At 72.1% G+C, this 16,174-nt stretch carries 15 protein-coding genes; 11 read left to right on the forward strand and 4 right to left on the reverse strand.

Going from position 1 to position 16,174, the window contains the following annotated elements; translation table 11 throughout:
• The first annotated feature begins 225 nt into the window (after window positions 1–225).
• Window positions 226–1,035 (forward strand): polysaccharide deacetylase family protein, encoded by an 810-nt coding sequence (locus ACFYZ4_RS33540; protein ID WP_390785673.1) that lies wholly within the window; start codon window positions 226–228, stop codon window positions 1,033–1,035.
• 95 nt (window positions 1,036–1,130) lie between these two features.
• Entirely contained in the window at window positions 1,131–2,126 is a 996-nt protein-coding gene (locus ACFYZ4_RS33545) for a nucleotidyl transferase AbiEii/AbiGii toxin family protein (RefSeq protein ID WP_390785674.1), read from the forward strand.
• Window positions 2,127–2,182: 56 nt separating this feature from the next.
• Here the strand turns inward: ACFYZ4_RS33545 and ACFYZ4_RS33550 are convergent, their stop codons facing one another.
• On the reverse strand, window positions 2,183–3,211 hold the full coding sequence (locus ACFYZ4_RS33550) for a phosphotransferase (RefSeq protein ID WP_390785675.1): 1,029 nt from the start codon (window positions 3,209–3,211) through the stop codon (window positions 2,183–2,185).
• 4 nt (window positions 3,212–3,215) lie between these two features.
• Window positions 3,216–6,305: a DUF4132 domain-containing protein gene (locus ACFYZ4_RS33555; RefSeq protein ID WP_390785676.1), complete on the reverse strand. Its 3,090-nt coding sequence runs from the start codon at window positions 6,303–6,305 to the stop codon at window positions 3,216–3,218.
• Between the two features lie 408 nt (window positions 6,306–6,713).
• On the opposite strand from ACFYZ4_RS33555, the gene ACFYZ4_RS33560 reads away from it, so the two are divergent.
• Window positions 6,714–6,932 carry a hypothetical protein gene (locus ACFYZ4_RS33560; protein WP_351301951.1) on the forward strand — a complete coding sequence of 73 codons (219 nt, stop codon included), beginning with the start codon at window positions 6,714–6,716 and terminating at the stop codon, window positions 6,930–6,932.
• A 59-nt stretch (window positions 6,933–6,991) separates the two neighbouring features.
• Here ACFYZ4_RS33560 and ACFYZ4_RS33565 read toward each other — a convergent pair whose 3' ends face one another.
• Window positions 6,992–7,384, reverse strand: coding sequence for a CU044_2847 family protein (locus tag ACFYZ4_RS33565; RefSeq protein WP_351301948.1), 393 nt, complete (start codon window positions 7,382–7,384; stop codon window positions 6,992–6,994).
• Window positions 7,385–7,727: 343 nt separating this feature from the next.
• On the opposite strand from ACFYZ4_RS33565, the gene ACFYZ4_RS33570 reads away from it, so the two are divergent.
• The 3 genes from ACFYZ4_RS33570 (at window position 7,728) to ACFYZ4_RS33580 (ending at window position 10,243) form a co-directional block, all read left to right on the forward strand.
• Complete coding sequence (locus tag ACFYZ4_RS33570; protein ID WP_390785677.1) at window positions 7,728–8,279, forward strand: HPP family protein; 552 nt, start codon at window positions 7,728–7,730, stop codon at window positions 8,277–8,279.
• A gap of 147 nt (window positions 8,280–8,426) precedes the next feature.
• Window positions 8,427–9,674, forward strand: coding sequence for an MFS transporter (locus ACFYZ4_RS33575; RefSeq protein WP_390785678.1), 1,248 nt, complete (start codon window positions 8,427–8,429; stop codon window positions 9,672–9,674).
• A gap of 227 nt (window positions 9,675–9,901) precedes the next feature.
• Window positions 9,902–10,243: a hypothetical protein gene (locus tag ACFYZ4_RS33580; protein WP_390785679.1), complete on the forward strand. Its 342-nt coding sequence runs from the start codon at window positions 9,902–9,904 to the stop codon at window positions 10,241–10,243.
• A 61-nt stretch (window positions 10,244–10,304) separates the two neighbouring features.
• Here the strand turns inward: ACFYZ4_RS33580 and ACFYZ4_RS33585 are convergent, their stop codons facing one another.
• Window positions 10,305–11,780 (reverse strand): amidase, encoded by a 1,476-nt coding sequence (locus tag ACFYZ4_RS33585; RefSeq protein ID WP_390785680.1) that lies wholly within the window; start codon window positions 11,778–11,780, stop codon window positions 10,305–10,307.
• A gap of 257 nt (window positions 11,781–12,037) precedes the next feature.
• Here ACFYZ4_RS33585 and ACFYZ4_RS33590 point away from each other — a divergent pair, with 257 nt between their 5' ends.
• The 5 genes from ACFYZ4_RS33590 to ACFYZ4_RS33610 all read left to right on the forward strand — a co-directional run bounded on the left by ACFYZ4_RS33590 (window position 12,038) and on the right by ACFYZ4_RS33610 (window position 16,157).
• Window positions 12,038–12,262 (forward strand): response regulator transcription factor, encoded by a 225-nt coding sequence (locus ACFYZ4_RS33590; RefSeq protein ID WP_390785681.1) that lies wholly within the window; start codon window positions 12,038–12,040, stop codon window positions 12,260–12,262.
• A 299-nt stretch (window positions 12,263–12,561) separates the two neighbouring features.
• The gene (locus ACFYZ4_RS33595) at window positions 12,562–13,179 is read left to right on the forward strand and encodes a PadR family transcriptional regulator (RefSeq protein ID WP_390785682.1); all 618 of its coding nucleotides are present in this window, start codon (window positions 12,562–12,564) and stop codon (window positions 13,177–13,179) included.
• 90 nt (window positions 13,180–13,269) lie between these two features.
• Entirely contained in the window at window positions 13,270–15,012 is a 1,743-nt protein-coding gene (locus ACFYZ4_RS33600) for an acyl-CoA dehydrogenase family protein (RefSeq protein WP_390785683.1), read from the forward strand.
• Window positions 15,013–15,239: 227 nt separating this feature from the next.
• A complete protein-coding gene (locus ACFYZ4_RS33605) occupies window positions 15,240–15,464 on the forward strand; it encodes a helix-turn-helix transcriptional regulator (protein WP_351301924.1) in 225 nt (74 codons plus the stop codon).
• Window positions 15,465–15,500: 36 nt separating this feature from the next.
• Entirely contained in the window at window positions 15,501–16,157 is a 657-nt protein-coding gene (locus ACFYZ4_RS33610) for a class I SAM-dependent methyltransferase (protein ID WP_390785684.1), read from the forward strand.
• Window positions 16,158–16,174 lie beyond the last annotated feature (17 nt).

The following is a 16,174-nucleotide window of genomic DNA, read 5'->3' on the forward strand; positions in this document are numbered from 1 at the left end:
TCCGCCTCTCGCGCCGGCTGTTCGGTGACACTGCTCACACGCGGCGGGACGCCGTGCGCCGTGCGACTCCCGCAGACCGGGTGCGGACGCTGGCCAGGGCCTGCCTCGCTCCCCCGGCGGGGCCGTCGAAGGGGCCGTTCGGACGAGGAAGGGGCCCGGACGCATGACCTAGCCTGGATCGGCAACGCGAGATCCGGGGGCCGAGCGCAAAGGAAGAGCGCGTCCATGGGCATCACCACCAGTTCCGCACGTCGTCTGCGTGCGGGATCCGCCGCGGCGGCGGCCGTCCTCGGCCTTCTGGCGGCAGCCGGCACCCCCGCCCTCGCCGCGACGGACGACTCCGCGGGCCGGTCCCCGGTCACGGCCCCCGGCCGCCACTCCGAGGCCTCCGGAGGCTCGGGATCCGTCCAGGGCGCCGCCGGGGTCCCGCTGGGGATATCCAGGCTGGCGCAGGGCGCGGGCCGCGACGTCGCGATCACCATCGACGACGGCCCGGATCCCCGCTGGACGCCCCAGGTCCTCAAGGTGCTGCGGGAGAACCACGTCAAGGCCACCTTCTGCATGATCGGGACGAAGGCGCAGAAGTACCCGGACCTGGCGCGCGCCGTTGCCGCCGACGGGCACCGGCTGTGCAACCACTCCGTCGACCACGACGTGACCATGGACCACAAGCCCGTCGCCTACCAGCAGCAGCAGATCCTCGACGCCAAGGCCATGATCGAGAAGGCCGTACCGGGTGTCCCCGTCGGGTACTACCGCGCGCCTGGCGGAGCCTTCACCCCCGACAGCCGGGCGATAGCCGCGGCCAGCGGGATGCGGCCGCTGGGCTGGAGCGTGGACCCCAAGGACTGGAGCCAACCGGGCCTGCCCGCGATCATCTCCGCCCTTGAGGAGAAGCTCCCGCAGCAGCCGACCGTCCTCTTCCACGACGGGGGCGGCGACCGCAGCGAGACCGTCGCGGCGCTGAAGGAGTACCTGCCGTGGCTCAGGGCACACGGCTACACCTTCTCCTTCCCGGCCCGCACCACCCCGTAGTCCTGCCTGCCGCGACCCGGCCCGTCCTTCGTCGCTGTCAGTGGTGATCAGTACCGTTGGCCACCAGTGAGCGGACGGGCGCGTGTGGGGCGGCAGTGAAGGATTCTTCGGGGAAGTTCGCGCGCGAACGCGGGCGCGCCGCGCACCGGGCTGTGCTGGATCACCTGCTCGGCCTCGTCGCCGGGTCGCCGTTGGGTGACGACCTGGTGCTGCGCGGGAGCATGGTGATGGCGGCATGGGTGGGGGCCGACGCGCGGGAGCCTGCGGACCTGGACTGGATCGTTCCCCCGCCTCTGCTGGTCCCGATCGATGCCGGGCACCCGTATCCGTACGTGGAGGGGGTGGAGGTCGTCCAACAGTGGCCCGAGGCGGCCGACGGCGCGGAGCGGTACGAGATCTGGAAGTTCGAGGAGTTCGACACCAGGAGCCTTCGGCCTGCGGTACCGCCCGAAGGGCTGCGCTGGGTCCTCGAAGCGGAGCCGGAGGGCTGCCCACCGCACGAGACGCTGCTCGATCTGGTGCGTGAGCGTCCGGTGGCCGCGCCGGGCGTGGTCCTCGACGCGGACGCCGCCCGGGACGACGGCACCTGGACCTACTCGGAGTACGACACCCCGGGCATCCGGCTGAGCATCCCCTGGGAGGCGGAGGGGCTCCCGCCGGGCGTGGTGCGGCTGGACTTTGCCCGCGACGAGTGGCTCCCGGAGCCGCCCGTTCCGACGGCGATACCCCGTGGTGACGGGACCGGCCCCACCGTCGTGCGCACCGCGAGCCGTGAACTGTCGCTCGCCTGGAAGTTGCTGTGGCTGCACGCCGACTGCGCCGCGGAGGGCCGGGCGCAGGCGAAGGACCTCTACGACGCCGTACTTCTCGCGGAGGCGGAAGCCACGCGACTGTCCCCGCGGCTGCTGCGCACGGTGTTCCGCCACGAGCCGGGCCGTACGGCTGCCGCGGACGCCCTGCGCCTGGACGTCGTCGCGCTGTGGTCGGTGGACTGGGAGGCCTTCCGCGCGAACCACCCGCGGGTACGGGGCACGGCGCAGGAGTGGCTGGAGCGCCTGGGCCGGGCGCTGGAGCCGGTGTGGGGACGGTAGGCAGAGCGGTGACGTTTCGGGCGGGGGTGAGGCCCCTCGTGGGTGTCCGGGGCTGCTCAGGGCCGCTGTGTGGGGACGGGCCCAAGGGTGGGCCAGCGGGCGAGCATGCGGTGACGCATGGCGGTGCTGAGGCTGCTCAGGCCGGTGAGGGAGGCGTCGTCGGCCGCCATCCGGCCGACGACGTCGAGCCGGTGCACGAGCCGTTGGCGGGCGGTCGCGGTGCCCCACGTCCAGTCTTGGTGGGGAGTCCGGGCGAGGTGGTCCGTGCCGTCGCGGTGTGCCCGCTGGACCAGTGCGTCGCCTCGGATCAGCCAGCCGGCGCACGCGTCGGCGAGCCCACCGTGGGCTTCTGAGCCCGTCGCGGTGCGCCACGCCTCGCGGTAGGCGTTCTCCGCCCGCTCCAGCAGCGGCTCCGACGCCGAAGTGACGCACCAGCAGGTCGGAAAGCCGATGCGCAGGTAGGCGAGCTCCATCACGCCGCTGCCCAAGGAGGCTTGTTCGAAGTCGATGAATCTGATCCCCGATGCCGTGTGGAGATCGTTGCCGGGGCAGGGATCCCCGTGGAGGAGGGCGTGCCCGGGTGCCTGGTCGAGCCTGTCGACGAGGGCGTCGAGTTCGCCGGACACGCCTGACGTGACCGGGACCTCCAGCGCACCGGCCAGGCGCAGGAAGGACTCGACGTCGCCCTGGTTCGGTCCCTGCCATCGGGGAAGCGCCCCGACGTCATCGGGGCGGGCCGTGGCGTGCAGCCGTGCCAACGCGGTCGCGTACCCGACGATCCAGTCGCCGGCCGGGCGTTGATGTTCGAGATGCTCCAACACCAGGACCCGCTCGGCGGGATCGGTGGCCAGCAGCGCCGGCACCACGGGGACACCGGCTCGGGCCGCGAGCCGCAGGGCGGCCACTTCACGGGCGTACCGTTCGTCGGCATCGGGACCGCCGACGAGTTGCTTCACCACCGCTGTCGACGTCGGCAACTCGACGCGCCACACCCGCGAGCGGGGGCTGCTGCTCAGTCTGAGAGGGCGCTCGGGCACTCCCAGCGCGGCGCGTAACGTGTCTCCGAAAGGCAGTCGTGTCCCCATCAACTCATCCTCCCACGCGCACGAACCGGCGGAGCGTTGCCTGCCACGTCTCGCACCACAGCACGCCCTGTACGACGCCGAGCGCGTGCGATCGGCAGGCTTCGTCCGTCGGCTGCGGCAGGGCCGCCTCGATCCCGGGCAGCAGGTCCTGCGCGAACTCCGATCCCACGTCGAAGGCGAGGTACCGGCTTCTGCGGGTGGCCGGTTCCACGGCGAACCCCTGCGCATGGCGCTGCCGTGTGGCCGTGTCCGTCGACTCCAGCAGTTTCCGCGCGTGGTCGACGGTCACCTCCCGCAGTCCGCAGGTGTCCGGCCGGCCGCTGTCGTGCCCGTGGCCGACGCAGTGCGCGCGCAGGGTGTCCGCCAGCAGTGCCGCCGGATCGGCGGCCAGTGCCTCCTGTACGTACGCGTCGAAGTGCTTCGCCGCCCCGGCGACGACGAAGGGCTCGACATGGAGCAGCAGGTCCTGGAGGGCGAACAGCCCGCCCGTGCCGCCCGCCCGTACGCGCCGTGCACGTTCGTCGAGGATCCCGGTCATCAGCTCCCGCAGTGGTTCCAGCGCTGCCACCCGCTTCGTGACCTTCGGGAACGGCGTCAGGCTGTGCCGTGTGACGGTGTAGCCGTAGCTCCCCCGCACCGTGCCGGTGAGTTCGGTGCGGATCGGCTCGCGGAACGCGGGATCGCCCAGTACGGATTCGACACCGTCGGTCCCCCGGCGCTGTATCCACTGCAGGGCGAAGACGCGCTGACCGTCCTTGGGGTCGGCGAGGGGCATTCCCGCGCGCCGCATGAGGACGAGCAGTTCGAGGTCGATGCCGACGCCCCAGAAGTCACCCCCGAGCGATCTGCTCTCCAGCCCGAGCAGTGGGTCGCGGGTCTCGCCCGCCGCGCGCATCCGTGCCGCGATCGACGCCACCACCGGTTCCAGACCGGCGACGGGCTGGCGCAGGCCCGCGTACCGCCGGAGGAACAGCGTCAGCCAGGCGTTCGCCGCCTGCGTCGATGCGACGGAGGCGGGCTCCGCCCCTCCGGTGAGCCGTTCCAGCAGGCCGAGGCGTGCCATCAGGGCGAGCCAGGCCTCGGCGGCCGCGGTCTTCGCCACGGCCGAGGAGCCCCGGGGCTCCGGCAGGTGGGTCCGCAGGTGTCCGGCCGTGTCGGGGTGTTCCGCGAGATCCCGCTCCAGCGGCGCCGCCCAGGCCTCCCATACGGGCGCCGTGGCCGTTGACAGTGCGCCGCCTCGCAGCAGCCGGTGGAAGATCTCGGTGTTGGTGTCGTCGGCGGCCAACGGGCCGCCGCCGGTTCCCTCCGCCAGCTCCACGGCGAAGGACGCGGGGATCCCGTTCTCCCTGCGGCACGATGCGAGGACGAGCCGGCGGTAGCGCTCGTACGCCTCGCCCGCCGTCGTGCGCGCGGCGATGTCGTCGCGGTACTGCCTGAGCAGCTTCTCGTCGACGACGCCGAGCGCACGGAACTCGGAGACGAGCTCCCACAGGGCGCTCTCGTCGATGCGGCCCAGCCGCTTCTCGGCGGTGCGTGCCTCGGTGTAGAGCGGCCTGGCCATCGCCACGCTGCCCGCCGCGGCCACGATCCGCGCCCCCTCGTCCAGGGCGAAGGGCAGGAGCTCGGGGTGAGGTGCCGTCAGTTTCCTCATGCCGGCCGCAAGCTGGGTCGCTGCCCGGCCCGGTTTCGTATCGGCCGTCTTGGCGCAGGTGCGCAGCGGAGCGAGCAGTCCCATCGCCTGCCGTGCGAGCTCCGGGTGCACCCGGCAGACCCGGGAGAGGAAGTCCAGGGGGCGTACCGGTGTCCGGCCGACCGGCGTGGCCTCGCCCGTGTCGGGCTCCAGGCCCAGCGACCGCGCCACCGCGTCCTGGGCCCCGACGGCCCGGGCCACGACCAGCCGTACGAAATGCCCGCCGTCCTCCAGCAGCGGCGATCCGTAGCGGCGCGCGGTCAGCGGTTCCTCGTCCGGGCCGGCCGGGTCGCCCGCGAGCACCGCGCCCGCGTCGAGGAGCCGGCGTGCGTCGGCGGGCTGCCATGGCTCCGGAGGGCCGGCCTCCGGTGCGCCTGTCGCGGCGTACTCCGCGCACGCGACGAGAAAGGACTGGTACCCGGAGGCCCCGTCGGCGGGCATGGTCCTGAGGGAGCGCCCCTCAGCGGCTTCCCGCTCGTCGTAGAGGGCCGTGATCGCTCTGATCCCCTCGGACCAGACGGTCCTCGGCACCACGTCGTACGTCCCGGATCCCTGCCACCCCCGGACGTCGGTGAACCGGAAGTCGTTCAGGCTCACCGGAGCCAGCGGTCCCTGGTAGCGCAGGTCGGCCACCATGCCGTGCCAGCGCCCCTGGTGGCCGAACGTGAATCCGGCGTGCTCCCCGCTGATGCGTCCGCCGAACCGCGCCACCGAGCGCTCGAAGCGGGCACCGGACTCGTACGAGGCGCCGTGGAAGACCCTGATCCCCTCGCGTGTGCTCCGCGTTCCCGCGGCGGGCGCGGGCGAGCAGTCCGGCCGTACGTACACCGCGCGGTGCAGCTGCTCGATCCCCTGCTCCCCGCCCAGCGGATCCAGCAGCTTCCGCCAGCGTTCGAGCAGGCCGGTGCCGCGCGGGTCGAGGAGCACCGGATGCGGGATCACGACCAGGGCGTCGTCCAGCTCGTGTTCCCCGTCGAGCCCCGTCACCACCAGCACAGGACCGCCCGGGCGCGCCGCGACGCCCGTGAGTACCCCGGCGCGCCGCACGTCCGGCTCTTCCGCCGTCCCGTCGCCCGCCCCGCCGTAGGGCGCGATCACCGCGTACCGCAGAGCGCGCTGCCAGTACGGGTCGGGCCACACCTGCCGTATCAACGTGGCGGGCACCGGCAGGCATTGCGTCATCCACCGCTCGACGCTCGTCTGCGCCTGGACGGCGTGGTCGCCGATCCATTCCGCCAGCGCGGTCAACTCCTGCACCAGCGGCTCGGTCTTGAGTGCAGGGGGCACCTTCTTCAGCTCGCGGCCCGCCGCGGTGCGGCAGCGGAGCACCGGCTTCGGCCCTGCCCAGGGATCGAGTGTCAGCTCGTGGTCCCCGGCAGCCCTCCATGCAGTGGTCGAACTCATCGCGTGTACCCCCGTGGTGCATCGGTGCCCGCGCTCGTACGAGCAGCCGATCACAACCTACCGGCCCCCACTGACAGCCGACCGCCTGAGCCTCACCGGCCTGCCGTCCCGAGATGCCGACCGACGGGTGGGTGACTAGTATCTTCCGTAGGTAACTGTGGCAATTGCGGGAAACACACCCTTTGCCTGCAGTGATGCGCCAGCACGCGTGGCGTGCGAATTTCGCACCAGCCCCGAAGGTCCGTGGCCCAACGAGGCCGCGTTGACGGCGGGCGCGCACTCTACACATCACATGTGCAAGGAAATTTATGGACACAGGTGCGGCGCGTGCACACATCTCATGCGTGAGGAGGAAAAGAAGTCTTCGTGCTCAAAGCAATGATGAAGGGTTCTGAAACCATGCGAGCAATGAGAGTGAAGCGGCTCTTCGCGGTCTCCGCCATCGGTGTTCTGATGGCCGGCGGCGCCGCCATCGGAGCCGCAGGTACGGCTTCGGCTGCAACCCCGACCCACTCCGCCACTTATGTGACCGGCGGCGGCTGGGACCACGACCGGGGCGGCCACGGCTGGTACGACGACGATGACGACGACTGGGGCGGCTACGGAGGGTACAACGACGACTGCTGACCGGCCAGAAAGGCGCTGTGCGGCCCCAACGCGGGCTGCACAGCGTCGCCTTTCGGTTTTCAGTGCGCGAGCCGTCCATGTGAGGTGTCCGGATCCACCGCGCCTTCACCTTCCCCGGGGCGCCAGGTGAGGGTGACCGAGATCGCGGCCTTGGCCTCGCCGTCCGCCAGCAGGGCGACGGCCTTGCCGGGCTTGGCCATCAGCTCGATGCCGAAGGTGACACTGACCTCGTCGGGGCCGGCGGCCAACGCGGAGTCGAGTACGGCGGAGCCGATGCCGCTGACCAGTTCGTTCAGCTGGTCCACCCGGGCGGTGAGCTGGTCCAGCGCGCCCACGTCCTCGTAGGCGGGTTCGTCCGATCCGCGGGGAACGTCCTCGGGCCGCATCACGCTGACGCGTGCCAGTACGGTCTCCCCGCCCGGTAGTTCGATCTGCTGGATCCGCCGTTCCATCGGCTCTCCCCCCGCCACGGACAACCGGCGTTCGCCCATGCCGCGTTGACCTCGCCGAAGGACATTGTGCCCGCCGTGTCCGGCTCGCGTGAGGGCGATGGCCCGATCCGTGCGCGCACCGCGGCCGGACCCACCGGGTGCCGGCGGTGCGTCCATGGCCCAGCCCGGCTCCGCCGACGGCTGCCGCCCCCGGCGGAGTCGTCGCGCACCGGCCGGATATCGTCGTACCGGACGTCCCCGGCCCACCCTCGCCCCGGGCCGCCCCTGCCCCGGCAACCCGCCCGGGCGCCCTCCCGCCCCGCCCCGGCCCGTCGGCCGCCTATCCCGGACGTTCCCCACCTTCATGAGCACCCACACCGTCCTGCGCCCCGAGCCCACGCCTGCCCCGGCACCGCCCCCTTCCGCGAAGGGAGCCGGGCGGGCTCCGGCCAGGCCCACTCCGGCGGCGGCCCTCCACAGCATCTGCGCGGCGACCGCCGTCCTGCTGGGCCTCGTGGCGATCGGCGCGATGATCCACGAACCGGTGCTGATACCCCCGCTGGCCGCCAGCGCCGCGCTGGTCCACAGCGCCCCGGCCCTGCCGCTCGCGCAGCCTCGCAGCGTCGTCATCGGCCACCTCGTCGGCTGCGCCGTGGGCTATTGCGTACTCGCCGTGGCGGGCAGCAGCGCCTGGGCGGCGGCCGTGGCGGCCGGGATCACGCTCGCCCTGAACATGGCCGCCCGCACACCCCACTCGCCGGCCGTGGCCACCGCCGTGATCATCCTGCTCCAGACGCCGGACCCCCGCCGGTTCGTCCCGCTGCTGTTCGGTTCGGCGGTCCTGCTGGTACTGACCGGATACGCCGCTTCCCGGGTTCGCCGCAACGCTCCGAGGTACCCCGCCTACTGGTGGTGATCCGGTCACCGGCCGACAGGTGGCTCGGCCTGGTGGCTTGACCCGATGGTTTGACCCGGTGGTGTGCCGCTCGCTTTGATTGCGCCCGCCGACTGAGGTTGTTTGTAGGAGATAGCTCAAGGGCGAGAGGGCGAGGGCGCGCTGATCATGGTGGCTGGGCGCGCGCTGGGGCGGCGGTTCGGGTGGCTCTGGGCGGCGTACGCGGTCAGCACGCTCGGCACGTGGCTCGCGTTCGACGCGTTCACCTTGATCGCCATCCTCGTCCTGCACGCCGGGGCGACCGAGGTGTCGGTGCTGGCGGCCGCGGGGCTGGCGATCGGCTCGGTCGTGGCGTTGCCGCTCGGCCCGTGGGTGGAGTTCCGCCGCAAGCGGCCGGTGATGATCGCGATGGACCTCGTCCGGTTCGCGGCGTTGATGAGCGTGCCCGTGGCGTTCGCGCTCGGCCGGCTCGGCTTCGCCCAGCTGCTCGTCGTGTCGGTCGTCGTCGGCGCAGCCGACATCGCCTTCACGGCGGCCAGTGGCGCGTACCTGAAGGCACTCGTCCGCCCGGAGGACCTGCTCGTCGCGAACGGCCGGTTCGAGTCCACGACCTGGACCGCCACCATGCTCGGCCCCCCGCTCGGCGGTGCCGCGATCGTCCTGATCGGCCCGGTGATGACCGTGGTGGCCAACGCGGTCAGCTTTCTGCTCTCGGCAGTGGGGATCCGCGCGATCGGCGGGCAGGAGGCGCACCCGGCGCCCGCCGAAACGCGGCCGCGGCTGCGCGTCCGCGACCTGGCCGAAGGATGGCGGTACATCCTGACCGACTCCGCGCTGCGCCCCTTGTTCGCCAATACGGTCCTGGTCAACGGCCTGATCATGGCGGCCTCGCCGCTGCTCGCCGTCCTCATGGTCCGCGACCTCGCCTTCACACCCTGGCAGTACGGCCTCGCCTTCGCCGTGCCCTGCGTCGGCGGCCTGATCGGCGCACGGCTGGCTCCCCGCCTCGTCGCGCGGTTCGGCCGGCACAGGGTCATGGTCACGACCGGGGCGCTGCGGGCGTGCTGGCTGCTGGGGCTGGCCTTCGTCGGCCCCGGGGCCGCCGGGCTCGTGCTCGTCATGGCCGTGGAGCTCGGGCTGATCACCTGCATGGGCGTGTTCAACCCGGTGTTCGCCACCTACCGGCTCGACCGGACCCCGACGGACCGGGTCGCCCGGATCCTGTCCGCGTGGTCGGTCACCAGCAAGGCGACCATCGCCGCGCTGACCGCCCTGTGGGGCCTGCTGGCCGGCATCACCGGCCCCCGCACCGCGATCGCGCTCGCCGGTCTCCTCGTCATGGCGACCCCGTTCCTCCTCCCCCGGCGCGACGGCACGCCACGGCCCGAGCGGGAGCCGGCCCACGACCGCACCTGACACCCCGCGGCCCAAGGCAGGGAGCCCGGGCCATGGCCGGGCCCCGGCGCGGGCGGTCAACGGCCCCCGTCCGTACGGTACGTTGGGCATGCCTCGCGGTGACCTGCACGGACGGACCGGATCACGACGAGGCCACCTGGCCGAACCGACACACTGCCTCCCGGGCGTGCCCGGACGGTCCACGCCGTCGGGGCCCGCCCCGGACCGCCCTACTCCAGGAGTCACCCGTGGCGCGCTCGCTCGACGGCCTCGTCTTCGTCCCGGTGGCCGATCAGGCACCCGGCCAGGTCGGCCGGCAGACCCGGTTCGAGTACCACGAGCAGGACGACCGGGTCTGGGCCGAGTACGGCGGCGGGGACGTGCTCAGGGGCTATCTCGTCGGCACCCGGGCGGACGACACCGTCGACTTCCGCTACGTTCAGCTCCGCCTCGACGGCACGACCGCGTCGGGGCACTGCACCTCGCTCGTCACGGAGCTCGCCGACGGCCGCCTCCGCCTGGAGGAGACGTGGACGTGGGAGTCCCAGGAGGGGCACGGCACCAGCACGGTCGATCAGCCGCTCGGCTGAGGCCCTGCCGCCGACGCCGGAGCCGCCGCGCCGAAGCTCGCCCCACGGCCGGCCCGCTCGATCACCGAGCCGGCGGCTCCGGACGCCGCTGCGACCACGGCCGGACCGTCTCCAGCTGCGCCGCCACCCTGAGTACGGTCACCTCGTCGTCGCGGCGGCCCACCAGTTGCACGGCGAGCGGCAGCCCGTCCGGCCCGAGGCCCGCCGGGACGGACGCGGCCGGGTGTCCGGTCACGTTCCACAGCGCGGTGTAGGCGACCATCGGGCGCGAGCGTGCCAGCGCCGTCAGCAGCCCGGCGCCGTCCAGCGCGCCCACCGGGCGCGGGCGCTCGGCGATCACCGGGGTCAGCAGCAGGTCCATGGTGGTGAACATCCGGTCCGCGCGTACCGCCAGCCGCTCCCCCGCCCGGATCCCGCGCTCCACGGCGGATTCGGGGACGAGCCGGGCGAGCGCGAGGGTGCTGCGGGTGCGTCGCTCCAGCAGGTCGGGGCGCTCGACCGCGGCGGCCTCCGCCCGTACGCCACCGCAGAACTGCGCGGCGAACGGGGCCGTCGCGTCCGGGTAGCGGGGGTTGACCTCGCGCACGTCGTGACCCAGTTCGCGCAGTGCCCGTACGGTCTCCAGCATGGCCTCGACGTGCACGGGATGCGGGCGTACGCCGGGCACGGCCGGCTTGGCGGAGTAGCCGATCCGGAGCCGGCCGGGCTGGGTCTCCAGGGCCCGTACCCAGGCGGTGGTCGCGGGGCGGGCGCTCCAGCGGTCGGTCGGGGTGGTGCCGGCGAGGACGTCGTAGAGCAGGGCGGTATCGCGGACAGTGCGGGTCAGCGGCCCCACGGTGCCGAGGGCGTACCAGAGGTGGGCGTTCGGGGCGGTGGAGACCCGGCCGCGCTGGGGTTTGAGGCCGAAGAGTCCGCAGCAGGCCGCCGGGATGCGGATCGAGCCGCCGCCGTCGCCGCCGAGGGCCGCCCCGACCAGTCCGGCCGCGACGGCGGCGGCGCTGCCGCCGCTGGAGCCGCCGGGGGTGCGGGTGGTGTCCCAGGGGTTGCGGGTGTGGCCGTGGGCCACGGATTCGGTGAAGGGCCACTGGCCGAACTCGGGCATCGTCGTCTTGCCGATGACGACGGCACCGGCGGCGCGCAGGCGGCGTACGGCCTCGGAGTCGCCGGTCACGGGGGTCTGGTTGGCGGCGCCGCCGAAGGTGGTGACCTGACCGGCGACGTCCAGCTCGTCCTTGACCGCGATGGGGACGCCGTGGAGCGGGCCGTCCGCTCCTTCCGCGTCCCGGGCATCGGCCTCGGCGAGGGCCTGCTCGGCGAGGACGACGCGGAAGGCTCCGAGGGCGGGGTCGACCCGGGCGATGCGGCGCAGCGCGGCCTCGACGAGGGCGCGGGAGGTGGTCTTGCCGGTGCGTACCAGCTCGGCCTGCCGCTCGACGGACTGGTACATCAACTCCGCATCGTCCCGGTCCTGTTCCCCGCTCCGCTCCCGGCCCTGTTCCCTGCTCTGTTCCTTGCCGTGTGCGCCGTCCGTGTCCATGGCCACCCCTCCCGCTTACCTGTCGGTAACTCCGGGCAAGGCTGTCGTCCCGCCGCGTGCACGTCAAGCAGTCGATGTCGGCCCGGTGTGCGGCGACATGCCCTGTCACACGCCTGTGACAGTCGGCTGACACAGCCATGAAGTCACACGACCAATCTCTTTATCAGGGACAAACACCGCATTACGGAAAGCGTCCCCTGCTTCCGAGGTCGTGAGCAGAGATGACCGAGACGAAACGAAACGTCGGAGGAAATCCCATGAGCCTCACCCTCACCGCACCGACCGCAGAAGCCACCCTCCTCGCCCCCCGCGAACAAGAAGCCCTGCGCCACATCGCCGCCGGACACACCTACCTCCAAACCGCCCGCCAGATGGGACTCTCCAAACACACCGTCGACGCCTACCTCCGCCGCATCCGCGCCAAGCTCAACATCAACAGCACCGCCGAAATGACCCGCATGGCCATCACCCTCGGACTCTGACAGCGGTCTACGAGGCGCTGGGAACGGGACCCGGCCGAGCCGCGGCCCGGTACGTGCCCGGGCGGTCGTACGTGCACACGCGGGTGAACGCGGCCACGCCCGGCAGCACCGCCGGGACCTTCGGCACGGGCGGGGTGATGTCGGTCAGCGACCACGGCTCCGGTGTGCCCGGCCCCCGGTGTGCCCGCCACCAGTAGGACGACGGCGACCGCAGGGGCCGTCACCCCGCCCGGGTGAGCCGCGTCTCACCTGGCTGCCGCCGCTTGTCTGTGCAACAAGTTGCATAGCAAGATCGCGGCATGGCGCTCGAACACGCGATCCTCGTCTCCCTGCTGGAGAAGCCGGGCTCCGGCTATGAGCTGGCCCGCCGGTTCGACCGGTCCATCGGCTACTTCTGGACCGCCACCCACCAGCAGATCTACCGCGTCCTCAAGCGCATGGAGAGCGACGGCCTGCTCACCGTCCGCACCGTCCCACAGCAGGGCCGGCCGGACAAGAACGAGTATTCAGCCGCCGGCCCGGGCCGCGCCGCCCTCGCCCAGTGGCTGCACGAGCCGATCGAACCCGAGAGCCTGCGGCACGACCTCGCCGTGAAGATCCGTGGCGCGGCCTTCGACGACCCCGCCTCCCTGATCCGCGAGGTCGAGCGGCACCAGCGGGCGCACAGGGACCGCCTGGCGCGCTATCTCGCCGGGGAGCTGCGCGACTTCACCGGGCCCGACGCCCCCGCACCCCTGGACGCCGGCCAGGAACTCCAGCACGTCGTCCTGCGGGGCGGAATCGCGCAGGAGCGGATGACGATCGCCTGGCTCGACGACGTCCTGGCGACCCTCCACCGGCTCGCCCGGCCCACGCAGACCGTTCAGGGCGGGCAGGCCGCGCCCAGCACGCTCACCCCGCCCACCACTGCCGCCTGAAGCGCACGGCAGACACCCCCACCAGCACCGCCTCCTCCCTCCGCGCGTCCGCGCGACCTACGGTTCCAACCCCTCGGAAGGTGAATCGCCATGTCCGACCCTCTGCTGTTCCACCCGCACACCTACGACCCCGCGCACTTCGACCCGGAGACCCGCAGGCTCCTGCGCGCCACCATCGACTGGTTCGAGGCCCGCGGCAAGCGCCGGCTCATCGAGGACTACCGCTCCCGCGCCTGGCTGGCCGATTTCCTCGCGTTCTCCGCCAAGGAAGGGCTCTTCGCGACCTTCCTGACCCCGGCCCCCGCCGCCGGCGAGGGCGAGGGCGAGGGCGAGGGCGAGTCGGACAAGCGCTGGGACACCGCGCGCATCGCGGCCCTCAACGAGATCTTCGGCTTCTACGGCCTCGACTACTGGTACGCGTGGCAGGTCACCATCCTCGGCCTCGGCCCGGTCTGGCAGAGCGACAACGCGGCCGCCCGCGCCCGCGCCGCGCAACTCCTCTCCGAGGGCGAGGTGTTCGCCTTCGGCCTGTCCGAGAAGACCCACGGCGCCGACATCTACTCCACGGACATGCTGCTGGAGCCCGACGGCGACGGCGGCTTCCGCGCGAGCGGCTCCAAGTACTACATCGGCAACGGCAACGCCGCCGGCCTCGTCTCCGTCTTCGGCCGCCGCACCGACGTCGAAGGCCCCGACGGCTACGTCTTCTTCGCCGCCGACAGCCGCCACCCGGCCTACCGGCTCGTGAAGAACGTCGTCGACTCCTCCAAGTACGTCAGCGAGTTCCGCCTCGACGACTACCCGGTGGCCGCCGACGACGTCCTGCACACCGGCCGCGCCGCCTTCGACGCCGCCCTGAACACCGTCAACGTAGGCAAGTTCAACCTCTGCACCGCCTCCATCGGCATCTGCGAGCACGCGATGTACGAGGCCGTCACGCACGCGCACAACCGGATCCTCTACGGCCGCCCCGTCACCGCCTTCCCGCACGTGCGCCGCGAGCTGGCCGACGCCTACGTCCGCCTCGTCGGGATGAAGCTGTTCAGCGACCGCGCCGTCGACTACTTCCGCTCCGCCGGACCCGACGACCGCCGTTACCTGCTCTTCAACCCGATGACCAAGATGAAGGTCACCACGGAGGGCGAGAAGGTCATCGACCTGATGTGGGACGTCATCGCCGCCAAGGGCTTCGAGAAGGACAACTACTTCGCCCAGGCGGCCATCGAGATCCGCGGGCTGCCGAAGCTCGAGGGCACCGTCCACGTCAACCTCGCGCTGATCCTCAAGTTCATGCGCAACCACCTGCTGGACCCGGCCGAGTACGCACCCGTACCGACCCGCCTCGACGCCGCCGACGACGACTTCCTGTTCCGGCAGGGACCGGCCCGCGGCCTGGGCTCCGTACGCTTCCACGACTGGCGTCCCGCGTACGGCGCCTACGCGGCCGTGCCCAATGTCGCGCGCTTCCGTGAGCAGGCGGACGCCCTGTGCGAGTTCGCGGCCACCATCGCCCCCGACGAGAAGCAGAGCCGGGACCTCGACTTCCTGCTCTCCGTGGGCCAGCTGTTCGCCCTGGTCGTCCACGGACAGCTCATCCTGGAGCAGGCTCGCCTGACGGACCTGGACGAGTCCGTACTCGACGAACTGTTCTCCGTCCTCGTACGCGACTTCTCCCAGCACGCCATCGAGCTCCACGGCAAGGACTCCACCACCGTCGAGCAGCAGGCCTGGGCACTCGGCGCGATCCGGCGCCCGGTGGTCGACGAGGCTCGCGCGGCCCGTGTCTGGGCGCGCGTCGAGGCGCTCTCGGGCGCCTACGCAATGACTCCGTAGGCGCCGCGGCCCCCTCGGCGGCGTGCAGGCCGCCGAGGGGGGGACCCCTCCGGGGGCGTGCGGCGACATGCCCTGTCACACGCCTGTGACAGTCGGCTGACACAGCCATGAAGTCACACGACCAATCTCTTTATCAGGGACAAACACCGCATTACGGAAAGCGTCCCCTGCTTCCGAGGTCGTGAGCAGAGATGACCGAGACGAAACGAAACGTCGGAGGAAATCCCATGAGCCTCACCCTCACCGCACCGACCGCAGAAGCCACCCTCCTCGCCCCCCGCGAACAAGAAGCCCTGCGCCACATCGCCGCCGGACACACCTACCTCCAAACCGCCCGCCACATGGGACTCTCCAAACACACCGTCGACGCCTACCTCCGCCGCATCCGCGCCAAGCTCAACATCAACAGCACCGCCGAAATGACCCGCATGGCCATCACCCTCGGACTCTGACACCCCGGTGTCAGCGGGGGCTGAGAACATCGGTTCATGACCGACCGTGCCGCCTTGATTACCGCGTACTGGGATGCCGCCGCAGCGACCTTCGACGACGAGCCCGACCACGGGCTGAGGGCCGAGAGCACGCGCACCGCGTGGATCCGGCTCCTGCACGCGCTGCTGCCGACTGAACCGGCCGACGTCCTCGACATCGGCTGTGGCACCGGGTCGGTGTCGGTGCTACTGGCCGAGGCCGGGCACCGGCCGACGGGTGTCGACCTGGCGCCGCGCATGGTGGAGCGGGCGCGCGCGAAGTTCGAGGCCGCCGGCCTCGCGGGCCGTTTCATGGTCGGTGACGCCATGCTGCCGCCGACGGGGAAGCAGCGGTTCGATGTCGTGCTGTCCCGTCATCTCGTGTGGACGCTGCCCGATCCGGAAGCCGCCTTGCGCGCGTGGGTGACGCGCCTGCGCCCGGGAGGCAGGCTGGTGCTGGTCGAGGGGCGCTGGCGCGAGGCGGGCCAGACGGGTGCCCCGTACGTCTCCGGGGCCGAATCGCTCCCGTGGAACGGCGGAATCACCGCCGAAGACCTCGCGGCGGCCGTCCGCCCGCTGGCTGCCGCCGTACGCATCGAACCACTCAGCAGCAACACCGACCTCTGGGGTGGCCCGGTAACCGACGAACGGTTCGCCCTGATCGCCGACGTGTGAGCCACCGAGGAGGCGTG

Origin of the sequence: Streptomyces sp. NPDC001513 (assembly GCF_042894695.1) — a bacterium.
Classification (GTDB): Bacteria; Actinomycetota; Actinomycetes; order Streptomycetales; family Streptomycetaceae; genus Streptomyces.